Here is a 20,964-nt window from a genome sequence, read left to right as displayed (position 1 = left end):
CTAGAGGCTGTTATGGACCTATGACGGCTTGATTCCAGATGAAGGGGCATGACCTCTTCACGCAAAGCCTACCCGTCCGACGTTTCCGATGAAGAATGGGCGCTGGTCGCTCCCTATCTGACGCTGCTGCGGGAGGATGCGGGGCAGCGTGAGCACAGCCTGCGCGAGGTGTTCAACGGGCTGCGTTACGTCGTGAAGACGGGCGCGCCATGGCGGTGGATGCCCAACGACCTGCCGCCCTGGGAAGCGGTCTACCAGCAGGCGCAGCGCTGGTTGGCGGCAGGCTGCTTCGAGCAACTGGGCGACGATCTGCGGGCGTTGCTGCGTCTGGCCTCCGGGCGATCCCCCGAGCCGAGCGCGGCCATCTTCGACAGCCGGACCCTGCGCTCGACGCCCGAGAGCGGCGAACGGGCCGGCTACGATGGCGCCAAGCGCAAGAAGGGTTCGAAGGTCCATCTGGCCGTCGACACCCTGGGCCACCTCCTGGCCCTGCACGTCACCCCCGCCGATGCCGACGACCGCGCCCAGGTGGGGCGTCTGGCTAAGGCCGTGCAGGCTGCCACAGGGGACACCGTCGATCTCGCCTATGTCGACCAAGGCTACACCGGCGAGAAGCCAGCCAAGGCCGCCCGCACCCACGGAATCGAACTGGAGGTCGTCAAACTGCCCGAGGCCAAGCGCGGCTTCGTCCTTCTGCCGCGACGCTGGGTGGTCGAGCGCTCCTTCGCCTGGGCAACCCGCTTCCGCCGCCTCGTCAAAGACTACGAGCGCTATCCCAGTACGCTCGCAGATCTCCACATCGTTGCTTTCGTCTGCCTCATGCTCAAACAGGCCGCTCAACTGGCGGGCGGTTCATAACAGCCTCTAGGCACCGGCGTCATCGCGGCGGTGCTTTTTTACGCGCTTCGCGCCGATGCGGCCGATTGCCCTCGACCCCTGAGCAGGAGACACTGATCTCGCTATCTGTGTCTCATCGCTACCGGAACCCGGCCCGGAATGCGACGTTCGTCCTCAGCCCGTCGGTCAGGAGCCCGTCATGAGACAATCGACTGTCGCCTCCATCGCGCGACGTCTGATCAAAACCGTCGCTGAGGCCAGCCGTTCGCTGATCGGTGTGATTCTCGAAGGCCCGATGCCTGCACCGCAGCCGGTTCCGGTGCGTGTCCGCACCGACCGTCGCCGTTGAGCTCTCGGTGACGCGGTGCCTTCTCAGGCGCCAGTTACGGTATCGAGCAGAAGTTTCCCGTTTAGCCCCACGATTACGGCCGCGATGATCCAGGACAGGATTTTGAGCCAAGCCGGGATCGTGTGAGCCCCCATCTTCCGTCTGTCCGAGACGAACCCGACCAGGGGGATGACGGCAAAGGGAAGCTGCATCGACAGCACGACCTGGCTCAGCACGAGCAGTTTCGCGGTGCCTTGCTCCCCATAGAACGCCGTCACGCCCACTACCGGTACGATAGCGATGGCGCGAGTGATCAATCGCCGTGCCCAATCTGGTATGTGCAGGCGCAGGAATCCTTCCATCACGATCTGCCCCGCTAGCGTCGCCGTGACCGTGGAGTTGAGCCCCGAGGCCAGTAGAGCCACCGCGAACAGCGTTGAGGCGATGCCGGCACCGAGCAGCGGCGACAGCAACTCATAGGCTTGCTCGATCTCCTGGACGTCCGTGCGCCCCTGCGCGTGGAACACCGAGGCGGCCATGATCAGGATCGCGGCGTTCACGAACAGGGCGAGCATCAGGGCGATCGTCGAATCCGCCACTGCGAAGCGAATCGCACCGCGCCGGCCCTCCTCGGTACGCGGATAGGCTCGTGTCTGGACGATCGACGAGTGCAGGTAGAGATTGTGCGGCATCACCGTGGCACCGATAATGCCGATGGCGATGTAGAGCGCAGCCGGGTTCCTGACGATCTCCGCTGAGGGCAGAAAGCCGCCAAGTATTGCCTGGATCGGTGGCGCTGCCAGGGCGATCTGGATTCCGAAGCTGATGAAGATCACCGCCAGAAGGGCGATCACGAAGGCCTCCAGGGCGCGGAAGCCCCGTCGCATCAGCAGCAGGATCAGGAACACGTCGAGCGCCGTGAGCGTCGCGCCGACGACCAGTGGTAATCCGAAGAGGAGCTTGAGGGCGATCGCCGTGCCGATCACCTCGGCGAGGTCGCAAGCGATGATGGCCGCCTCGCAGGCGATCCACAGCATCAGGCTGACGGGCCGCGGATAGTGATCGCGGCAAGCCTGAGCGAGATCGCGTCCCGTCGCGATCCCGAGTCGCGCAGACAGGGCCTGGAGCACGATCGCCATCAGGTTCGACAGCAGGACGACCGAGAGCAGTGTGTAGCCGAACTGCGCGCCGCCCGCGATGTCGGTCGCCCAATTGCCTGGGTCCATGTAGCCGACCGAGACCATGTAGCCAGGTCCGATGAAGGCAAGAAGCCGGCGCAGCCAGGTACCACTCGCCTGGACCGGAACGCTGGCGTTCATCCGCCCGAGGCTCGGCTGGGCGTGCGTCTCCTTGCTGAAGCGCCAGGATCCGCCCGGTGGGGACGCCTCCGGTCGAGATCCTCCTGGATCCGAGATCGGTCCCGAAGCCGTGACGTGTTCGTGTCGAGCCATGCCTGCGCGTGTTTCCGGTGGGAAAACCCGGGCGCCGCGAAGCCGCCCACCATATCATAGCAGCGGCTATAACAAGATCAAACGGCTAAATTCGGTAGGCGGATCGGCACGGCCGCTTGCCCGGCCCAAGGCTCAGCACACCGGCGATCGCGGATAGCGACGCCCGTGGGTCGTCCTGACGAAATCCATTTGCAGCGGCTGACGTCCGGAATGATCGAACGGGCCATGAAAGCCTCGCGACCCTCCCGAGGGCGCTTGTCTCGGTTGTCTGCCGCCGTTGCGCCGTGTCCGTGATGCTGTGTACCTGAAGAGGTTATCTGCCCGGCGATGCGGTCGGGGTCGTCAGTGCGAAGCAAGCGGAGCCAAGCGGTATGAAGTGGCAGCGTCTCGCTCCGGCCGGCACGCGTCGGCAGATGGCGGCGACCGCGCTCGCAGGCGTCCTGCTCGGCCTCGGTGGCGTCACGGCGGGCGCTACGATGGTCAAGGCCTCCGAACGGGGCGGGCTCTTCGATTTCCTGGAAACGATCTTTCGCGGACCGGTCCCGGCTCCGGCGGTGACGATGCCGGCGCGACGCCGCCCCGCGCATTACGTCTCTCTGCCAGACTCCCGGCGGGTGACCGCGGCGCGCATGGTTCGGCAGACGCCGAGACCCGTCGTCGAGGCGACCGCACGTTCTGTCCGAGTCCGGCTCCCCAGAGGCGCGGCTGCGGTGAGGCAGGTCGCCTCCGCCCCGGGAGCGGGTTCGCCTTCAGCGCTGGGCGGGCGCACTGTCTGCGTGCGCGCCTGCGATGGCTACATCTTCCCCCTTGGACGCCTCGGCGCCCGGGCCGACCTGCCGATCCATGAGGCCGCCTGTGCGGCCGCCTGCCCGAATACGCCGACTCGCCTGTTCACCCTGGGAGTCGGCGAGAGAGAACTCGACCGTGCCGTCGGACTCGACGGGCAGCCGTATCGCAGCCTCGCGGTAGCGAATCTCTACCGCACGAAACGGATCGAGCACTGCAACTGTCAGCCCGAGCAGGGCGTCGCCACACCGCTGCCGATCCTTCAGGACATGACCGTGCGCGCTGGTGACATCGTCGCCACCGAAGCGAGCGCCGCGGTCGTCACCTCGGTCCGGGCTGGCGGCTTCACCGTCGTCGATTTCCGCGAGGCCCGGGGCCTGTCGCGCCGGGCGCGGCGCGAAATCGACGCCAAGGTCGATGTGGTCCGCCGCGAAGCCGATGCCCGTGCCCTTCAGAAGGCCCTGCGCAGTGCCGACCGCACAGGCCGCATTCGGGTCGCAGCGGTCGGGTTCGAACCGGTCCCGCCACCGATCGAGGTCGAGCCGCGTTTCGGCCCGGTGCGGGCCCAGGCGCGCGTCGTGATCGCGTCGCCCTTCGTATACTGAGGCGGTCTCGGGCCTGATCGCGTGCGTTGTCCCTGACGCGGCGATGGCTTACGGCCGAATCCGGTCCCAAGCTTCGAGGAGCCGGCATGAGCGAGATCCAGTCCGATCCCGTGTTCGACGGGGCGCTGCCCCCGAGCGGCGAGACGGTGCGTCTGTCGCCCCTGGTCCGGCGGCGGATTGCACCGAACGGCGGTCCGTTCACGGCGACCGGCACCTGCAGCTACCTCGTGGGGAACGAAGCTGTCGCCATCATCGATCCGGGTCCGGCGGACGAGGGCCATATCGCGGCTCTCGTAGAGGCCTGCGCCGGTGCCACCGTCCTAGCCATTCTGGTCACCCATACGCATCGCGACCATTCACCGGGTGCCCGTATTCTCCAGGCGCGCACGGGCGCACCGATCGTCGGCTGCGGTCCGCACCGGGCGGCCCGTAAGTTGATTGAGGGTGAGATCCCCTATCTCGATGCCAGTGCCGACCGCGACCACGTGCCCGATCGGCACATGCGCACGGGCGATACCGTCACGGGGTCGGGCTGGACCCTGGAGGCCCTGGAGACCCCGGGCCATACCATGAACCATCTCGCGTTCGCGCTGCAGGAGGAGACGACCCTGTTCTCGGGCGATCACGTCATGGCCTGGTCGACCACCGTCGTGGCCCCCCCCGATGGCGCGATGCGCGCCTACATGAACTCGCTCGAGGCCCTGCGCGACCGCAACGAGACGATCTTCTGGCCGGGCCATGGCGGTCCGGTGCGCGATCCCCGCCGCTTCGTACGCGGCCTCGCCGCCCACCGGCGCCAGCGCGAGACCGCGATCCGCAATCGCGTGGATGTGGGTGACCGCGATATCCGCGCCATCGTCGCCGCGATCTACCAGGGCCTGAACCCGACCCTGCACGGCGCCGCCGCCCTGTCGGTCTTCGCTCATCTGGAGGATCTGGTCGAGCGCGGGATCGTGCTCAGCGATGGCCCTGCCCGGCTCGACGGCCGCTACGCGCCGGCCTGATCCCCATCACTTCACCGCGATGGCGAGGTTGGCGACCTCGTCGAGATAGGCGCGGATGCGGTCGGCGTTGCTGCCGAGATCCCGCGTGCCCAGGCGCGAGGCGGAGCGGACGTCGATGCGCGCGCCGTCCGCCCGCGGATGGACTCGCACCGTGACGTCGTCGGCGAGGTTGAGGATCGGGCCACGGGACACCGCCTCGATCCGACCGTTACCGATGCGGCCGCCCGGGCGGATTGCCTCGACGATCTGCCAGCGTCGGTTCACCGCTGCCTTGCGGGCGAGTTCGAAGGCCTCGTCGGCGTCGAGGTCGAGGGTGAGCGGTGCGATCTGTGGATAGGCGGTGCGCTGAGCGGCGCGCGCAACCGGGCCGGGATCGGGCGGGTAGCGTCCGTCGCGGGCCGCGAAGGCCACGCGCGAGCGGGAAAAGGCAGGTGGGTTCTCGGTGTCGGTGGTCACGTCCGCGATTGCCGGGAGCCGCAGGCCGCGCAGGGCGGCGAAGGCCGGATAAGCGAGAACGAGGCTTGCCAGGAACAGGCCAGCCAGGGCCGCGCCAAGGCCGTGCGCGCCCTCGCGCCAGACCCGGACGAAGGCGACGATGGCGAAAAACACCGCGACCGCCGCCAGAACGAGACCAGCGCCGAGTGTCGCCAGGGCCGGGCCGGCTTCGGCGCGCGGGTCGCGCACCAGGATCAGGGCGACGAGGCTGACGAGCAGGGCCAGGACCGCGATAGTCCGCGAGACCGGGCCGGCGCGGGTGACGGGATCTTCATAGGGCAGACGACGCATGCTGTGACGAGATTCGCTGTCCGGAAGATCTGCGGGGCCGTGGGCCTGGAGCTTTACCGGTCCGCGCTCCGCGGCGCCACCCGGGCCATGCATCGCGATGCTTTCGGCAGCGGTGCCCCGTCTGCTATAGCCGCGCGACGATGCCCGTAACCCCGCCCTCCCCGACACCTGCCGAGGCCGCCGATCCGCTGCGGGTCTGGTTCCGCTTCATCCGCCTCAACCGCCGCGTCACAGCGGCGATGGCGGGGGAATTGCGCGGGCTGGGATTGTCCATCCCGCAGTTCGATGCGCTCTCGACCCTGACCGAGCGGGAGGGCATGACCCAGCAGGACCTGGCGGCACGCCTCTACGTCACCAAGGGCAACGTCTCAGGGCTGATCGATCGCCTCGTCGAGGCCGGACTCGTGGAGCGTCGGCCGATCCCGGGAGATCGCCGCTCCCACGCTCTGTACCTCACACCCGCCGGAACCGACCTCGCGACCCGTGGGATCGTGGCGCAGAAGGCCTACGTCGCCCGCACCCTGGGACAGTTGCCAGCCAAGGACATCGCGGATTTCGAGCGCCTCGTCCTGAAGTGGCGCGACCTGGCGCGTGATCTATCGCATGAGCAGCCCGTCACCGGCGAAGCGGGTTAGAGGCTCAGCAGGACGAGCAAATCCTCGGCCGAATGCAGGACATGGTCGGCCAGCGGCGCCAGCTCGTCGTAAGCTGCAGCACCAAGAGGGCCGCTCAGCACCGCGATCGACATCGCACCGGCGGCGCGGGCGGCGACGAGATCGTAGGGTGAATCGCCCACCATGGCGATCCGGTTCGCCGATACCGCGAGATGGTCGGCGAAGGCCGTGACCATGCCGGGCTTGGGCTTCGACCCGTACCCGGAATCATAACCCGCCACGAAGGCGCAATGAGGCATGAGGCCGAGGGCCTCGCATTGCGCCCGGGCCGAGGCCTCGGCGTCGTTGGTGGCGATGCCCAGGGCGTAGCCGCCGGCGACGAGGCGTGCGGCAAGATCGGCCGGTGCTCCGATCGGCGTCAGCGCAGCGAGGCCCGCCGCGCGGAACAGCGCATCCATCTCGGCATAGAGTGCCGGGCCGGCGGGACGGTCCAGCACCTCGGCCCAGAGCGGTCCGTAGCCCGCCGAGGAGCCGGCGATGAGCGGCGAAGTCGGTGCGAAGCGCCGCCCGGCTTCGTCGTAGTGGCTGACCCGCATCAGGGCCTCCAGGCGCGCCCGGTCGCCGCCCGAGAGGTCGGACATCACCGAGTAGGCGGCGGGTCCCCAGGTCCGGTCGAAATCGACGAGGGTCCCGTCCTTGTCGAACAGGATACCGCGGATCATGCGTCCCACAGGCTCAGGCCGCATCGCGGACCTTCTCGACCTCAATGACGACGCCCTGCGGCGTCATGCGCTCGCGGGCCACCATGCGGTCGCCGGGCTCGAAGACGCCGAGGGCCACGTCGCGGTCCGGAAGAACCACGGTGGTGGTCTTGTTGAGGTGGACGAGGACGTGGCGCTTCTGGGCCAGGGACGCTGTCGCCCAGCGCTTCAGCTGGCCATAATACGGCTCGCGGTGCCAGGCGTTCGGCTGGCCCGGATCGACCTGCACGTTCATGTGCCGTGAGACCGGATCGAGGCTCAGCACCATCTTGGCGCGTTCGGGCTTCCATTCCGAGCCCAGCCAGGTTTCCGTCATCCAGAGGCAATGAAAGGCGCGGCAATGGTCGGGCCGGGTCGCGTGGATGGCGCAGCCCCGGCCCTGCTTAGTATGCCGGCACCATTGACCGGCGACGGACTCGACAGCGGGGACGTCGTAGACCTTGCAGCAGAGCGTACAGGTTCCGCAGGCGCGGCCCGGGGCCGGATCGGTCACGATGGTTGCAGGGTCGAGCATGGCATCGGATCCGGTTGCGACGTCGCGCGGGTTTATACCGGATGCGCCTCTCGTTACAGTCGTGCACCCATGTCGGCCATCGGCCAACCGTCAGGCAAAAATATGCTCTCGAACCTCGCGACCCGCGACGTCGAAACCCTGATCCATCCTTACACCAACCTGGAGACGTTCCGCGAGACGGGCCCCCTGGTGATCGAACGCGGACATGGGGTCTGGGTCTACGACAGCGATGGCCGGCCTTATCTCGAAGGCATGGCGGGGCTGTGGTGCACGGCGCTCGGCTATTCCAACGAGGAGTTGGTGGAGGCGGCCAGCGAGCAGATGGCGCGCCTGCCCTTCACCCATCTGTTCTCGGGACGCAGCCACGATCCGGCGATCGAGCTCGCCGAGACCTTGAAGGAACTGATGCCGGTTCCGACTTCGAAGATCTTCTTCACCTCGTCGGGCTCGGAAGCCAACGACACACAGGTCAAGTTGACATGGTACATGAACAACGCGCTCGGTCGGCCGCGTAAGAAGAAGATCCTCTCGCACATCAAGGGCTACCACGGCGTCACGGTGGCGACGGCCTCGATGACGGGCCTGCCCGCCAATCATGCCGATTGGGACCTGCCCCTGCCGGGCTTCCTGCACGTGGGCTGCCCGCACCATTACCGCTTTGGGCACGAGGGCGAGAGCGAGGACGCTTTCACGACGCGACTCGCTGCAGAACTGGAAGCCGTGATCCTGCGTGAGGACCCCGAGACCGTGGCGGCCTTCGTTGCGGAGCCGGTGCTCGGCGCCGGCGGCGCCATCCTGCCGCCCAGGGGCTACTACGCCAAGATCCAGGCGGTGCTCGATCGCCACGACGTGCGCTTCATCGCCGACGAGGTGATCTGCGGCTTCGGCCGGCTGGGCACCTGGTTCGGCTCGGAGGCGATGGGCATGCGTCCCGACAGTCTGTCCTTCGCCAAGGCGCTCACCTCCGGCTACCTGCCGCTGGGCGGCGTCTCGGTCGACGAGCCGCTCTATCGCCTGATGGTGCAGCAGAGCGCCAAGCTCGGCACATTCGGCCACGGCACCACCTATTCCGGTCACCCCGTCGCCTGCGCCGTCGCCCTCAAGACCATCGCGATCTACAAGCGCGACCGCATCGTCGAGGGCGTCGCCGAGAAGGCGCCTCATTTCCAGGCGCGCCTTTCGGCGCTCGGTGACCACCCGCTCGTCGGCGAGGCGCGCGGCATCGGCCTCATCGGCGGCATTGAACTCGTGGCGGACAAGGCGTCCCGGCGCCAGTATGAGCCGAAGGCGGGGGTGGCGGCGCGAGTCGTCTCCTTCGCGCAGTCCGAGGGACTGATCGTGCGTTTCCTCGCCGGAGACCGTGTCGCGGTCTGCCCGCCGCTGGTGATCGCGCCGTCGGAGATCGATACCCTGTTCGACCGGCTGACTCGGGCTCTCGACCGGACCCTGGCCTGGCTCGCTGAGCAGAAGCTTGAGGTGGCTCCCCTCCGACATTCCGAAAGATAAAGCGTGTCCGACGATGGCGCTCTTCGCGATGCATCATGTCTTTTGCACTGCAATCACGACACTGCTTAAGTGTTGAGAAGGCAGATCGTGGCTCGAATTTATATCGCGGTCGAGGGATCGTGAAGGTTTTAAGCATTCGTTCAGGTTGGCTGCGGCTTTATGATCCGAGTGTCGCTTGAGAAACGTCCGGGTTCTGCCATGGGGCGCCCGTGAGACGTGGATGGCTGAAAATCAGGTACTTGGAACTGATGAGGCCGATCGAGCACAACAGGGCAACCATCACATGTACCCGCGCCAACAGTCTTCAAGCATTACTCAACGGTCCGGCCGATCCACGATCATTGTCGATCATCAGCCCGAGACGTTCAGGCCCGTTGCGCTTCCGGCCCTGGCGGCAGCCGTGCAGGCCGTTGCTGCCACCCCGAAATCGGCAAGGACAAGGCTGCTGAGCAGTGCGATTTCCGCCCGCTTCGAGCACGAGGACACGCCGCTCTCCTGAGACATCGGGATCGTCCGTACCCGGAGGCGGCTTTCCAGAGGCTCGGTATCCCTTCCTCAACGTCTCAGACTTATCGTCCGCAGAAGCACGGCACGCTCCTCGATTTCGTCATCATTGCCGGTGAGAGGACGGTGCCGCGCGCTTTGCGCGACCGAGGAGCCTGCCGATGTTGATCCTGCCGAGCCGCCGGCAGTTCCTGACCGGGCTCGGGGCGAGCGCGGGCGTCGTCGGGGCTACGGGCGTCTACGCCTTCGGTATCGAGCCGCTCTACCGCCTCGTCGTCACGCCCTACGCACCGGTTCTGCCGAACTGGACGCCAGGACTGAGCCTGCGCGTCGCCGTGCTGGCGGATTTCCATGTCGGCGAGCCGTTCATGCCCCTCGACCGGATCGCCGAGATCGTCGATACCACGAACGCGCTCAAGCCCGATCTCATCCTGATGCTGGGCGACTATCCGGCCGGCCCGAGCGTCACCTATCGGAAAATTCCGCTGACGGACTTCGCCCGGGTGGTCTCGGCGCTGCGGGCTCCGCTCGGCGTCCACGCGATCCTCGGCAACCACGACTGGTGGGACGACAAACAGGCTCAGGCGCGCCTCGACGGGCCCGTCGCGGCGCAACGTGCGCTCGAGAACGTCGGCATTCCCGTCATGGAGAATGATGCCCTACGCCTGGAGAAGGACGGCAAACCGTTCTGGATCGCCGGTGTCGGCGACCAGATCCCGTTCATCATACAGGACGTCGATCAGGGTCGCGACGATCTGCCGGGCGCGCTCGCGAAGGTCACCGATTCCGCGCCGGTGCTCCTGATGATCCACGAGCCCGACCTGTTCGTCGACGTGCCGGACCGGGTGTCCCTGACGCTCGCCGGCCATACCCACGGGGGGCAGGTGCGCCTTTTCGGCTACTCACCCGCCATCCCCTCCGTCCACGGCAATGATTTCGCTTACGGCCACGTCGTCCGCAAGGGGCGGCACATGATCGTCTCGGGCGGTTTCGGCGTCAGTCGCATCCCCGTGCGCCTGGGTGTGCCCCCCGAAATCGTGCTCTTGAACCTCGGAGCGCCGTCCGATCCGGTCGGCAAGACCGTCCAGGGGGCGCGGCTCATCCACGGCTGAACCGTGACGCCCGAACCCGGCACCGGGGGCGGGATCGTCCCGCTCCGGCGCCGGCGACGCCTATTTCTTGCCGGCCTTCGGCGCGGCGACCACCGTGCCCTTGGTCGAAGGCGCCGCCGCAATCGTCTTCGTCACGGGTTTCTTGGGCTTCTTCGCCTCGCGACTTCCACGCTTCTGTTCAGCCGCCATGACATGTCTCCTCCCGGTGTGGGTGAAGGATCATGGCACTCTTCCGCGAATAGGCCATCGGAATGTTTTGCGAGCCTTGCCCGCCCGACACGGCGCCGGGCTGGCTGCCACCCTCAGAGCGGGATGTTGTCGTGCTTCTTCCAGGGCTGTTCCATCTCCTTGGTGCGCAGCATGCTGAGCGCCCGGGCGACGCGCTTGCGCGTGGAGTGGGGCATGATCACCTCGTCGATGTAGCCGCGCTCGGCGGCCACGAAGGGCGAGAGGAAGCGATCCTCGTATTCGCTGGTGCGCTCGGCGATCTTCCCTGCATCGCCGATCTCGCTGCGGAAGATGATCTCCACCGCGCCCTTGGCGCCCATCACGGCGATCTGCGCCGTCGGCCAGGCGTAGTTCAGGTCGGCACCCACGTGCTTGGAGGCCATCACGTCGTAGGCTCCCCCGAAGGCCTTGCGGGTGATGATGGTGACGAGCGGTACTGTCGCCTGGGAATAGGCGAAGAGCAGCTTGGCGCCGTGCTTGATCAGGCCGCCGTATTCCTGCGCAGTGCCCGGCAGGAAGCCCGGCACATCCACGAAGGTGACGATCGGGATCGAGAACGCGTCGCAGAAGCGCACGAAGCGGGCCGCCTTGCGGGACGCATCGGAGTCGAGCACACCGGCCAGAACCATCGGCTGGTTGGCGACGAACCCGACCGTGCGGCCCTCGATGCGGCCGAAGCCGGTCATGATGTTGCGGGCATAGGTCGCCTGGATCTCGAAGAAGTCACCCTCGTCGGTCACGCGCCGGATCAGTTCGCCCATGTCGTAGGGCTTGTTCGGATTGTCCGGAATCAGCGTGTCGAGGCTGATGTCGAGGCGCAGGGGATCATCGAAGCTCTCGATCTCCGGCACGCCATCGGTGTTGTTGGCGGGAAGGAAGTCCACGAGGCGGCGGATCTGCAGGAGCGCTTCGACGTCGTTCTCGAAGGAACCGTCGGCGATGGAGGACTTAGTTGTGTGGACCTTGGCGCCGCCGAGTTCCTCCGCCGTCACGACCTCGTTGGTCACGGTCTTCACCACGTCGGGGCCGGTCACGAACATGTAGCTCGTGTCGCGCACCATGAAGATGAAGTCGGTCATGGCCGGCGAGTAGACGTCCCCGCCCGCACAGGGACCCATGATGACCGAGATCTGCGGGATGACGCCCGACGCAGCGACGTTGCGGCGGAACACCTCGCCATAACCGCCGAGCGCCGCGACTCCCTCCTGGATCCGGGCGCCGCCGGCATCGAAGATGCCGATGATCGGGGCGCGCATCTTCAGCGCCATGTCCTGGACCTTGACGATCTTGGCGGCGTGCGCCTCCGACAGGGAACCGCCGAACACCGTGAAGTCCTTCGAGAACAGGAAGACGGTGCGGCCGTTGATCGTGCCCCAACCCGTGACCACGCCGTCGCCCGGAATCTTCTGCTTCTCCATCCCGAAATCGGTGGAGCGATGCTGGACGAACATGTCGAACTCCTCGAACGACCCGTGGTCGAGGAGGAGCTCGATGCGCTCGCGGGCCGTCAGCTTGCCGCGCTTGTGCTGGGCCACGACGCGGTTCTCGCCGCCGCCGAGGCGGGCCTGGGCGCGCCGCTCTTCCAGCTTCTCGAGAATGTCCTTCATGCACGCATCGCCCTGGTTGGAGTGTTGACGCCGCGCCCCAGCCGAACCTTGGCGGTCGCGATTTGAATAGGCCTTAGCATGCGGCGCTTTCCGCGAAAATGGATTTAACGACTGAGGCGTGCGAGTTGCGCGGCCGCCTCGAATTCCGCCTGCCGCGCGGCGTGGCGAGATTCGGCCTCCGCGTCGCGGCCCCAGACGCTCGCTTGGTAGGTGTCGTCCACATGGGCCGCCGCCCAGGCCTCGGCCGGACCCGCGTGGTCGCGCAGCACGGCAAGGGCCAGGACGAGCGATCCCGTCAGCGTCGTCAGCGTATGGAGAGCGGCCAGCCGGAACGGTCCCTCGGTCTCCTCGATCGCCCGGCGCAGGGCCGCCACGGTGACGTCCGGCTGAGTGACGTGCATCACGCCCTCTCCCAGAATGAAACGGGCGCCGAGTTCCGCGTGCGCCCAGTCGAGCATCGGATCCCAGGCCTCGGCCTGGGCGCGCACGAGGCGCTCAGGGTCGCCGGCCCGATAGGCCAAGAGGTCGGTGCCCGCATAGGCCGAGAGGTCGTCCACCACCGCGCTTCGGCGTTGCGCGACCCCGTCGATGGCGGTGTTGGCGAGCCGGGTCAGCGGCATGGTGGCCGGATCGATGACTTCGACCTGCACGGCCCATTCGGCGGCCACGGCCTCAGCCAATGCGCGGGTTGGAAGGACGAGCGCGTTGCGGGCCGGCGTATTCGCCGGACGTGCGTCCAGAGTCAGCCGGAAACCGTCGTCGTGTTCAGCGAGGCCGGCCTCGCCGTAGAAGCGCTTCGGCAGGCTGGGCCTTCCAGTGCCCCGCGCCGCGCGGGTCGGATCAGGCTGAGAAGGGCTCTCGGGTTCGCCGAGCCAGTCGGGTTGAGATTCGTCGCTCATGTTCCTGCAGATAGGGCATCGGAGCACGGGCTGCGAGACGCCCTGCGGACCTTCCAGGCGCTCAGGCCTCGATCGCCGCCCGCGCGTGCGGATCGCCGGAGAACAGGGCGCCGAGGTCGTCCGCAGTGTCGACGACGATGGAGGCGCCGGCGGTGAACAGTGCACCGACTGGGTGGTAGCCCCAGGCCACGCCCACGGCGGCGGCGCCGGCGTTCACGGCCATCGTCATGTCGTAGGTGGTGTCGCCGATCATCACCGTGGCGTTGGGTTCTGCACCGGTCGCGGCCATGGCCTGGAACAGCATGGCGGGGTCCGGTTTCGAAGGCGCATCGTCGGCGCTCTGCGTGGTGGCGAACCAGCCTTCCCAGCCATGTGTCTCGATGAGGCGGTCGACGCCGCGCCGCGCCTTGCCGGTGGCGATGCCGAGCTGCACGTCGTCGCGGGCATGAAGCCGGGTGAGCAATTCGCCCATGCCCGGAAACAGGGGCTCTTCGTAGTTCGGGTCGAGGCGCAGGATGTTGAAGGCGCGCTTGTAGCTCTCCGAGAGCCCCTCGATCGGACCGTCGTCCCCGACGAGGCGACGAAACGCCTGTGGTAGGGACAGGCCAACCACCGAGAGCGATTCGCTGCGGCTCGGAGCCGTCAGACCATGTTCGGCGAAGGCCATGCCCTGCGCGGCTACGATGAGGTGCTGGCTGTCGACGAGGGTCCCGTCAACGTCGAAGACGATGAGCTTCAAGGAAGCGACCTCACGCTGCGGACGGTGTCCCTCACGGCTGGCGGGCGGGAGCCGATTGCGGCTGCCCGGCCCGGGGACGGTCGTAGCCGAGCTTGCACCGGACGAGGAAGCGGCGCCGGGCGCCGCCGCGCAGCCCGCGGGCATGGGACATGCGATTGCAGGCCGCGTAGGACGGTCGGCGCGACCGTCCGACCTGCGCCGCGCCGCGGCCGCCGCCCGTGCCGGAAACCTGTCCCGTTCCCGCGGCTCGCGACGGGGCTTGTGCTGGAGGCTGAGCGGAAGGTGCCGCTTGGGGCTGCCCTGTCGGCTGGGTCTGGGCCGGTGCCGGGTTCTGAGACTGACCCTGAGGCCGATTCTGCCCTGCGGGATTGCCCTGCGCCATCGCCGAAGTGCCGACGAGCGCCGGGCCGGCGCCCCAGGTCGCGAGGGCGAGGAGCGCGCAGGCAATCACGGTTGCGGGCGTCAGGATCGTGTCTCGATGCATCGTGGCGCGACGGTCCTTGGCCGGCGGCGAGGTGCCCACCGGGATGGATCGAGAGGATAAGGCATGGCGGGCGCTTGCCAAGGTGCAACCCCGACGCCCTCCCTCCTCGTCCTCCGGCGAGGTGCCGCACCTTCCGACGGGCGGGAGGGGGGCGCTCAGGCTTCGGGCGCCTCGACGATGGGGTCGTAGCGGGACGCATCGAATCCGAGCAGGTTCCAGCTCTGCGCCATATGCGGCGGAAGCGGGGCCGTGACGTCGACCGGCTGACCGGTGCGCGGGTGCGGGATCACGATCCGGCGCGCAAGCAGGTGAAGGCGGTTCTGGATGCCGCCGGGCAGCTCCCAGTTCTCGATGCTGAAGTATTTCGGATCACCCACGATGGGATGCCCGATATGGGCCGCATGGGCCCGCAGCTGGTGTGTCCGGCCGGTCACCGGCTTCAGCGACAGCCAGGACAGCTTCTGCGCCGCGTTGTCGACCATGGCATAGTAGGTCAGGGCGTGCGCGGCGCCCTCGTCGCCGTGCTTGGCCACCCGCATGCGTGCATCCGCGTCCGTGGGCTCTTCCTTGGCGAGATAAGTCGAGATCCGGCCCTGCGCCATGCGTGGTACGCCCGCGGTGAGTGCCCAATAGACCTTGCGGGCTGAGCGGGAGCGGAAGCTCTTGGCTAGCGTCGCGGCGGCCAGCCGCGTCTTGGCAACGATCAGACAGCCCGCAGTGTCCTTGTCGAGGCGGTGCACCAGGCGCGGCTTCTGCCCGTCCTTGCCCGTCAGGGCCTCGAGGAGCCCATCGACATGTCGCACGGTCCCGGAACCGCCCTGCACCGCGAGGCCGAAGGGCTTGTTGAGGATCATCATCTCGGCATCCTCGTAGAGGATGAGAGAGCGGATGAAGTCGGCGTCGGTGGCGTCCTTCGCGGCCGAGCGGGGGCGGTCGCCCTGCGCCTCGAGCTTGAGCGGCGGCACTCGCACGCTCATGCCTGGCTCCAACCGATCGTTGGGCTTGGCGCGTTTGCCGTCGACCCGGAGTTCGCCCTTGCGCACGATGCTCTGGACGCGGGTGAAGGGAAGCTGGGGGAAGCGCGTGGTCAGGAAGCGGTCGATGCGCATTCCGGCTTCGTCCTCCTCCACCGTGAGGGTCTGGACGCCGGATGCGAGGGTGGCGGAGGCGGCCGCGCGTTGCTCGCGCCGGGTCGGTCCCTCCGGCACCGGTGTGGTTTCGCGCGCTGCGGCGCCCGAGCGCCGCGCCTGCATCGCACCGGCCGGCGTCGGCCGCTCGGCCCGGCCGCGCGGAGGACGGGGCGACTCCTCGAAGGTGTCCGGCGGCGCTGCCTCGCGGTCGCGGGTTTCCTGGCCGGGCCGCCAGGGCGCATGCTTGGCCGCGGCATCGCCGCGGACCTGGGCCGCGCGTTGAGCGGCATCCAGCGCGCTGGTGCGCGGGCCCGTGCGTTCGCGTTCGGGCCGCTTGAAGGTGCTTGGCTTGCCTGGCCGGGCGGGGCGGCCGGGAGGTGCGCCTCGGCCCGTGCCGGCGCCCTTGCGCCCGGAACCGCCGCGTGAAGGTGGTCGTGTGGTCATGGCCTGCTCGTAGCATCGGCCGGCGCCGCCACAAAGCGCGCGCGGGCCGTCTTAGCCATGCGAGGCGCGGTTTTCGCGCTGCTGACCTCGCCTCAGGCCGCGCGCCGCGCCGCCTCCAGGGAAAGCCCGGTGCCGACGGAGCCGAAAGTATCGCCCTCGACGACCCGGGCGTTCGGTACGCAGGCGGTCAGGGCCGCGCGGACATGGGGCAGGCCGGTGGACCCCCCCGTGAGGAAGAGCGCGTCGATGCGGTTCGCTGTCAGGCCGGCCTGGGATAGGCACCGGGCGATCCGCTCGGCGATGCGACGGGCGAGTTCGTCCGTGTGGCCGACGAGGCCCGGCCGGTCGATCTCGGCCCCGAGACCCGCTTCGACCCAGTCCAAGCCGACCCGCCCCTGCCCCGCTTCCGAAACTGCGATCTTGGCACCCTCGACCTCCATCGCCAGCGAGTGACCGCGCTCGGCCTCCACGACGGTGTGGAGCCGGGCCAGGAGGTCGGGACGCTGCGCGTCGCGGCGGACCTCCTCGATCTCGCGCAGGGTCTTGGCATTGTAGAGGCGGTTGATGCTCGACCAAGTGGCGAGATCGTGGAAGTAGCCCGAGGGCACGTCGATGTCGCCGCGATTCATCGCGCTGCCGAGGCCGAGCAGCGGCATCACCGTGCCCAGGCTGAGGCGGCGGTCGAAGTCAGTCCCTCCGATCCGCACGCCGTCATTGGCCAGGATGTCGCCGCTGCGGTCAGGCCGCGCATGCCGCTCCGGCGAAAGTCGCACGATGGAGAAGTCCGAAGTGCCGCCGCCGATATCCGCGATCAGCGCGATCTCCTCCGATCGGACTTGCTGCTCGTAGTCGAGCGCCGCGGCGATCGGTTCGAACTGGAACGAGACGTGGCGGAAGCCGATCGCGGTGGCGATCGCACGTAGGGCGTCCTCGGCGCGGACATCACCCTCCGGGTCGCCATCGACGAAATGGACCGGGCGGCCATGCACGACGGTGTCGAGGGTATGGCCGATCGTGCTCTCCGCCCGCGCCTTCACGGCGGCGAGGTAGCGCCCGATCACGTCGCGGAACTTGATGCGCTCGCGGCCGACGGGGGTCGTCTCCTCCAGCAGGGAGGAGCCAAGCACCGACTTCAGGCTCCGCATCAGCCGGCCCGGCGTTCCCTCGAGGTACTCGATCATGGCTGCGCGACCGACGACGGGTGCCTGCCCGGGTGGGAAGAAGATCGCGCTGGGGATCGTGACGTGGCGTCCCTCCAGCGGCACGAGGTGCGGACGCTGATCGGTGACGAGGCCGAGGGTGGTGTTGGATGTGCCGAAATCGAGGCCGCAGGCCGCCATGGAAGTCTCCGGACACGGGTCCGCTGGGTGACGGGCCGCCGACCTACAGCCTGCGCCGCGCCGGGTCCACCTGTCTCAGCGCTCGAAATCGCCCGCTCGGCTCGCTTTCAGCGCAGGGCTGCTTCCGCTCAAACGCCGGTTGAGCCGTACGATCGCCTCGCGCTGCAGTTCACTGACAGGGGAGTGAGCGCCGGCCACCTCAGAGAGCATCTGGATGAATTGCTGGCGTTCAGCCCCGCAGGATCGGGCGGAGGGTGAATACGGCCTAGGTCCCTGGAACACTGACCGAGGACCGTATCAGCCGCGCGGATCAGATTTCTTCGAGATACCGACGACGGAGGTGGTGCAGGAAATCCTCGGCTCCGAGGGGTTTGCCTGTCGCCGCGACGAGGAGGTCGCCGGTCTCCAGCAGGCTGGCGCGCGCGTGGACGGTATCGTGCAACCATCGGCGCAAGCCCGAGAAATCCCCCGCCGCGAGGCCGGCCGGGATACCCGGCACCTCGGCGCGGGCGGCGCGGAAAAGCTGCGCAGCCGCCATCGCGCCGAGGGTATAGGTCGGGAAGTACCCGAAGCTTCCGCTCGGCCAATGAATATCCTGCAGGCAGCCCTGCCGGTCGTCCGGGACGGTGAGACCGAGGAGATCGCGCAGGCCGTCGTAAAAGGCGCCGGGCAGGTCGGACACCGCGAGGTCGCCCGCGATCATCGCCCTCTCCAACTCGTAGCGTAGCAGGATGTGGGCTGGATAGGTCACCTCGTCGGCATCGACCCGGATGAACCCCGGAACGACTCGCGTGTAGCGGCGGTGCAGATTCTCGGCGCTCCAAGCGGGCCCCTCCCCGCCGAAGGCCTCGGCCAGGATCGGTGCGAGATAAGTGCAGAACTCGGCCGAACGGCAGGCCTGCATCTCCACCAGCAGCGACTGACTCTCGTGCAGGGTCATCCCCCGTGCCGTTCCTACCGGCTGGTGACGCCATGCGGCGGGCAGGCCCTGCTCGTAGAGGGCATGGCCGGTCTCGTGCAACACGCCCATCAGGGCGCCGGTGGCATCGGCGACGTCGTAGCGGGTGGTGATCCGCACGTCGTCCGTGGCACCGCCGCAGAACGGATGCAGGCTTACGTCGAGGCGGCCCCGCTCGAAATCGAAGCCGATGGCGCGCATCAGCCGTTCGCCCACCACCTTTTGCGTCTCCACCGGGAAGGGACCGGGCAACGGGAGCGGTGCCGGCTTGCGAGCCTGGCAGGCCCGGACCGTCTCGATTAGACTCGGCAACGTGGCCCGCAGGTCCGCGAATAGCGGGTCGATCGCCGCGCGGCGCATGCCGGGATCGTAGCCGTCGAGGAGGGCGTCATAGGAATCGAGGCCGAGGGCGGCGCCCTTCGCTGCGCCGACCTCCCGCTGCAGGCGCAGGGTCTCCGCCAGGGCCGGGGCCAGCATCGCGAAGTCGGCCTGCGCCCGGGCTTCGCGCCAGATCATCCCGGATCGCGACGAGGCCTTGGAACTGGCCGCCACGAGATCGGCTGGCACCGCCGAGGCGTGGAGATAGGCCCGGCGCATCTCGCGCAGGTTTGCAAGTTCCCATTCGCCGAGGCTCGGAGCCGCGTCGAGGGCGCGTGCGAGCAGGTCGCCGGTCTCCGCCGCCGTCAGGATTTCGTGTCCGATCACGGCGAGTTGCGCGAGTTGCTCCGCCCGCATGGAGGCCGCACCGCCGGGCATCAGCGTCTGTCGGTCCCAGTGAAGGAGACCAGCGGCGTCACCGAGTGCGCCGAGACGCGCGAACCGGGCGGAGAGGAGCGGATAGGCCTGCATGAGCGTGTGGGGGCGTCCTGTTCATGGCCTTCGCCCGGCACCCACCGGCCGGCGATGGAAGGCCGTTTCGAAGCCTTACGCACCGGGAGCAGTGCGATGCCACCGGACGTATCACGGCGAATCCACCATGTCGGGGACCTGGGTGCAAGGTCCGCACGGGCGGACCGGATCCCTGGTCCGTGCGTCGCGTGGCTCGGACGTGCGAAGGTCCCGTCATGCCGGTTTCGCGGGCGGTCAAAACAGATCGGCCTGCGCAGGTAAGCAGTTAACGCAGCCTTAGCGGATTGGCGCTACTTTGATCCGCATGGATCAGCCGTCCCTCCCATTCAGCCACGACCAAACCGTCTTCGATTTCAGCGGCCTCCCGTCGTCGCGGATCGCTCAGGTGGTCGCGGTCCCCGAGACCGTAACGGTGGCGGATGCCGCACCGGACGATTTGGAACTGCGGCCCCTCCTACGGAAGCTGTTTCCTTGGATCTCCGCGCAGGTTGCGGCCGCCATCGGGCTCGGCACGTGCCTCGCGCAGGCGATGCCGCCGGTGGCTGCCGTCCCAGTCTCAGCCGACGGCATGAACTTCGCCCTGCGCCTCAGCGACGCCTCGGAGGTAATGGGACCGGTGCCGAGCGCCATCCGGGACGGTTTCCATCTCCGAACCGTCTCGGACGACTGACAGGTTCCGTTTCCTTCACGGATGGTAAGGCCTTCAGTCACCTCCATCAGATGACGTGCTCTATCGGCCTGGGAGGCTCCGTGCAGGCCCCGCATCCGAGGCGAGGGACCGGTTGCCGCGACGCCTGCATGGTCCTGTCCGGCGCTGAGCCTAGTGCAGGTCGTAATGGAACGCGAAGTTCGACGCCGTCAGGCTCTCGGCGACCACGCCCTTCAGAAGGATGTGATCGGCGGGGCTGAACGTGATCAGGGTGTCGGGTCCTGTGGCCTGCATCAGTCCCTTCAACTGGGCGAAGTCTGGAGCCAAAGTGGCGTTGAGATCGATCACATCGTGACCGGCACCAGACCCTGCATCGAAGCCGGTGACTGCGCTGCTTCCGAACGCCTTGTCGAAGACCAGCGTGTCGCTCAGTCCCTTTAGGGAGATCGACTCCGCAGTCCCATCGACCTTGAAGGCGATATTCGACCCGTAGATCGTCACCGCATGTGAACCATCGGATTTCGTGGCGTCGAGGTAGAGGGCTTTTGCATCGGTGCCGTAGCTCGCATGGGAAGCGACGTAATCCTTGCCGGTGACGCCACTGGTGTAAACGTCGTAGGATTTGTCGGAGTGCTGGACGGTCTTGTTGGTGAGCGTCCCGGCCGCATCGTAGGTCTCGGTGGTGGTGTCGAGTCCGACGACCTTCTTCATCATCAGGCTGCCGTCGGCACGGAACTGCTCCATCAGCACGGCCTTGCCGGCGCTGTCATAGCTCGCGTGGGAAGAGGCGTAGTCCTTGCCCGTGATGCCGCCGAGATAGACGTCGTAG

20 protein-coding genes and 1 pseudogene are annotated in these 20,964 nt (G+C 67.8%); 9 read left to right on the top strand and 12 right to left on the bottom strand.

Annotated elements, in window-relative coordinates; translation table 11 throughout:
• Positions 1-48 precede the first annotated feature (48 nt).
• Together ACLBWX_RS21605 and ACLBWX_RS21600 are read left to right on the top strand one after the other, a co-directional pair.
• On the top strand, positions 49-858 hold the full coding sequence (locus ACLBWX_RS21605) for an IS5 family transposase (protein WP_447676942.1): 810 nt from the start codon (positions 49-51) through the stop codon (positions 856-858).
• A 178-nt stretch (positions 859-1,036) separates the two neighbouring features.
• Entirely contained in the window at positions 1,037-1,186 is a 150-nt protein-coding gene (locus ACLBWX_RS21600) for a hypothetical protein (RefSeq protein ID WP_447679018.1), read from the top strand.
• A gap of 23 nt (positions 1,187-1,209) precedes the next feature.
• On the opposite strand, the gene ACLBWX_RS21595 is transcribed toward ACLBWX_RS21600, so the two are convergent.
• Positions 1,210-2,616, bottom strand: coding sequence for an Nramp family divalent metal transporter (locus ACLBWX_RS21595; protein WP_447679017.1), 1,407 nt, complete (start codon positions 2,614-2,616; stop codon positions 1,210-1,212).
• Between the two features lie 371 nt (positions 2,617-2,987).
• On the opposite strand from ACLBWX_RS21595, the gene ACLBWX_RS21590 reads away from it, so the two are divergent.
• Together ACLBWX_RS21590 and ACLBWX_RS21585 are read left to right on the top strand one after the other, a co-directional pair.
• Positions 2,988-4,007 (top strand): DUF2865 domain-containing protein, encoded by a 1,020-nt coding sequence (locus tag ACLBWX_RS21590; RefSeq protein WP_447679016.1) that lies wholly within the window; start codon positions 2,988-2,990, stop codon positions 4,005-4,007.
• 86 nt (positions 4,008-4,093) lie between these two features.
• Positions 4,094-5,011 carry an MBL fold metallo-hydrolase gene (locus ACLBWX_RS21585; RefSeq protein ID WP_447679015.1) on the top strand — a complete coding sequence of 306 codons (918 nt, stop codon included), beginning with the start codon at positions 4,094-4,096 and terminating at the stop codon, positions 5,009-5,011.
• 6 nt (positions 5,012-5,017) lie between these two features.
• On the opposite strand, the gene ACLBWX_RS21580 is transcribed toward ACLBWX_RS21585, so the two are convergent.
• Positions 5,018-5,797: a DUF1499 domain-containing protein gene (locus ACLBWX_RS21580; protein WP_447679014.1), complete on the bottom strand. Its 780-nt coding sequence runs from the start codon at positions 5,795-5,797 to the stop codon at positions 5,018-5,020.
• A 140-nt stretch (positions 5,798-5,937) separates the two neighbouring features.
• Between ACLBWX_RS21580 and ACLBWX_RS21575 the strand changes: the two genes are divergently transcribed.
• A complete protein-coding gene (locus ACLBWX_RS21575) occupies positions 5,938-6,432 on the top strand; it encodes a MarR family winged helix-turn-helix transcriptional regulator (protein ID WP_447679013.1) in 495 nt (164 codons plus the stop codon).
• On the opposite strand, the gene ACLBWX_RS21570 is transcribed toward ACLBWX_RS21575, so the two are convergent.
• Positions 6,429-7,133, bottom strand: a complete 705-nt coding sequence (locus ACLBWX_RS21570; RefSeq protein WP_447679012.1) for an HAD family hydrolase — start codon at positions 7,131-7,133, stop codon at positions 6,429-6,431. The genes ACLBWX_RS21575 and ACLBWX_RS21570 overlap by 4 nt on opposite strands.
• Positions 7,134-7,146: 13 nt before the next feature.
• Positions 7,147-7,686 (bottom strand): hypothetical protein, encoded by a 540-nt coding sequence (locus tag ACLBWX_RS21565; protein ID WP_447679011.1) that lies wholly within the window; start codon positions 7,684-7,686, stop codon positions 7,147-7,149.
• Positions 7,687-7,788: 102 nt separating this feature from the next.
• On the opposite strand from ACLBWX_RS21565, the gene ACLBWX_RS21560 reads away from it, so the two are divergent.
• From ACLBWX_RS21560 to ACLBWX_RS21550, 3 genes are all read left to right on the top strand, one after another.
• Positions 7,789-9,192 carry an aminotransferase gene (locus tag ACLBWX_RS21560; protein WP_447679010.1) on the top strand — a complete coding sequence of 468 codons (1,404 nt, stop codon included), beginning with the start codon at positions 7,789-7,791 and terminating at the stop codon, positions 9,190-9,192.
• A gap of 220 nt (positions 9,193-9,412) precedes the next feature.
• Positions 9,413-9,691, top strand: a complete 279-nt coding sequence (locus ACLBWX_RS21555; protein WP_447679009.1) for a hypothetical protein — start codon at positions 9,413-9,415, stop codon at positions 9,689-9,691.
• 166 nt (positions 9,692-9,857) lie between these two features.
• Positions 9,858-10,808, top strand: coding sequence for a metallophosphoesterase (locus ACLBWX_RS21550; protein WP_447679008.1), 951 nt, complete (start codon positions 9,858-9,860; stop codon positions 10,806-10,808).
• 60 nt (positions 10,809-10,868) lie between these two features.
• Here the strand turns inward: ACLBWX_RS21550 and ACLBWX_RS21545 are convergent, their stop codons facing one another.
• The 7 genes from ACLBWX_RS21545 to ACLBWX_RS21515 form a co-directional block, all read right to left on the bottom strand.
• Complete coding sequence (locus ACLBWX_RS21545) at positions 10,869-10,997, bottom strand: hypothetical protein (RefSeq protein WP_274534750.1); 129 nt, start codon at positions 10,995-10,997, stop codon at positions 10,869-10,871.
• A 113-nt stretch (positions 10,998-11,110) separates the two neighbouring features.
• Positions 11,111-12,643 (bottom strand): acyl-CoA carboxylase subunit beta, encoded by a 1,533-nt coding sequence (locus ACLBWX_RS21540; RefSeq protein WP_447679007.1) that lies wholly within the window; start codon positions 12,641-12,643, stop codon positions 11,111-11,113.
• A gap of 104 nt (positions 12,644-12,747) precedes the next feature.
• The gene (locus tag ACLBWX_RS21535) at positions 12,748-13,542 is read right to left on the bottom strand and encodes an ATP12 family chaperone protein (RefSeq protein ID WP_447679006.1); all 795 of its coding nucleotides are present in this window, start codon (positions 13,540-13,542) and stop codon (positions 12,748-12,750) included.
• Between the two features lie 61 nt (positions 13,543-13,603).
• On the bottom strand, positions 13,604-14,281 hold the full coding sequence (locus ACLBWX_RS21530) for an HAD-IA family hydrolase (protein ID WP_447679005.1): 678 nt from the start codon (positions 14,279-14,281) through the stop codon (positions 13,604-13,606).
• A gap of 639 nt (positions 14,282-14,920) precedes the next feature.
• Positions 14,921-16,339, bottom strand: coding sequence for an RluA family pseudouridine synthase (locus ACLBWX_RS21525; protein WP_447679004.1), 1,419 nt, complete (start codon positions 16,337-16,339; stop codon positions 14,921-14,923).
• 92 nt (positions 16,340-16,431) lie between these two features.
• Entirely contained in the window at positions 16,432-17,679 is a 1,248-nt protein-coding gene (locus tag ACLBWX_RS21520; RefSeq protein WP_447679003.1) for an Hsp70 family protein, read from the bottom strand.
• Positions 17,680-17,989: 310 nt separating this feature from the next.
• Entirely contained in the window at positions 17,990-19,486 is a 1,497-nt protein-coding gene (locus ACLBWX_RS21515; RefSeq protein ID WP_447679002.1) for a carboxypeptidase M32, read from the bottom strand.
• Between the two features lie 385 nt (positions 19,487-19,871).
• Between ACLBWX_RS21515 and ACLBWX_RS21510 the strand changes: the two genes are divergently transcribed.
• On the top strand, positions 19,872-20,156 hold the full coding sequence (locus tag ACLBWX_RS21510; RefSeq protein ID WP_447679001.1) for a hypothetical protein: 285 nt from the start codon (positions 19,872-19,874) through the stop codon (positions 20,154-20,156).
• Between the two features lie 150 nt (positions 20,157-20,306).
• Here the strand turns inward: ACLBWX_RS21510 and ACLBWX_RS21505 are convergent.
• Positions 20,307-20,964: pseudogene (locus ACLBWX_RS21505) on the bottom strand (hypothetical protein); the annotation flags it as partial.

The sequence above is a fragment of the Methylobacterium sp. M6A4_1b genome, from assembly GCF_053345175.1.
Note: the sequence above shows the minus strand (reverse complement) of the source record. Positions and strands in the feature narration are given on the sequence as shown.